The organism is Endozoicomonas sp. SESOKO3 (assembly GCF_024606255.1).
In genome coordinates, this window is the sequence record NZ_JAHHPR010000451.1 from 1 (window position 1) to 1,360 (window position 1,360).

The following is a 1,360-nucleotide window of genomic DNA, read 5'->3' on the forward strand; positions in this document are numbered from 1 at the left end:
CATTCTGAGGCAGAAGGCATTGAACGTATAGAACATCGACTGTCTGAATCACTGGAATGGACGGGTTCCGCTGATAAACCCCTGGCAGCACTGGCCCGGGATCTTTTTCACGGCCAGACGAATCAGAAGGATCGTGAAAGCCGTCGATTATCCCGACTCCATGAGCGGCTTACAGACTCTCCTGTTATATTCCTGCAGGGGGAAACCGGCACTGGAAAAAGTTACTTTTCCGCCAGAATGGCAAAGACTTCAGGACAGGCTTCGGTGCTCTCCCTTGGGCCTTCTGACAGCGAACAGACTCTGATGAAACGCTGGCAGTGGCAAGAACACGCCGATGGCGACCGCTCTATGGCGCAGCAAAACCGGGCATTGATGGAATGGGCCAATACCCCTTCTGACAATGACGGACACTATGTCACCCTGGTTCTGGATGAGGCCAACCTCGCCAAAACCGGATTGCTGGCGTCACTTAACGGCTTATGGGAGCCGCAACCCTGCATTTACGTGAATGGTCATCCTGTCAAGGTTGGCCCAAAACACCGGGTCATTCTCACCGGCAACCCGGATCATTACGCCGGGCGCCAGCTCGACCCGGCCCTGAAAGAAAAACTGCCGAGGGCTTACTACCCGCGCCTGGACCGGGCATTCCTTCGGGACAGAGTGGTAGAACCAGCTCTGGTCAGGCAGTTACAACGGCATTTGCCAGAGCCGCAAATAAACGACATTGCACACAATGCCACCGAGTGTGTGATGGCACTCTGGCAATATTATCAGGAGCTGTTGCCAGAGCATGAGTTTACCCCCAGGGATTTAACAGATATCTGCAGTTGGGTGGGCTGGTATCTGGATCGAGGGCTGTCGGCGGGTGACGGTGTTACCCCCGGGCAAATAAACGGTTTGATCCGGCAAAGTTTTCGGGATGTACTGGGTGCCGAAATCAGCGACACTCATCAGGATGCCCTGTCAGCGCTGGAAATCTGGTTTGCTGCCCGTTACGAACCGAACAACACCCTGAGCGACAAAGTTCATACCCGGACGCTGCAAGATATTCAGCAGGCCTTCAAAACATTCACCCAACAAACCCGACCTGACTTTGATACCTCCGGATCGGCAGTCATTGAGCTGGTGCAACGGCTTGGACAGGATTTAAGCCGTTGTCAGCAGGCTTATCATCTCAACAGGAAACACGGCGGTCGTCAGGCGACACTGATTGAAGGCCCCGCCGGGCGTGGTAAAGATGCCACGCTGAATCTGGTGGTTGAAACTGTCAAACGGCAGGCTGAAGAACGGGGAGAATCGACACCAGAGGTCTTTCCCCTGAATGCCTGTGATTGTTCCTGGGACAAATTGTGTGAAAAGA

General features: G+C 54.1%; 1 protein-coding gene. It reads left to right on the forward strand.

Features of this window, described 5'->3' with window-relative positions:
• A partial coding sequence (locus tag KDK18_RS07765; protein ID WP_257254332.1) for an AAA family ATPase occupies positions 1–1,360 on the forward strand: 1,360 nt, incomplete at both ends.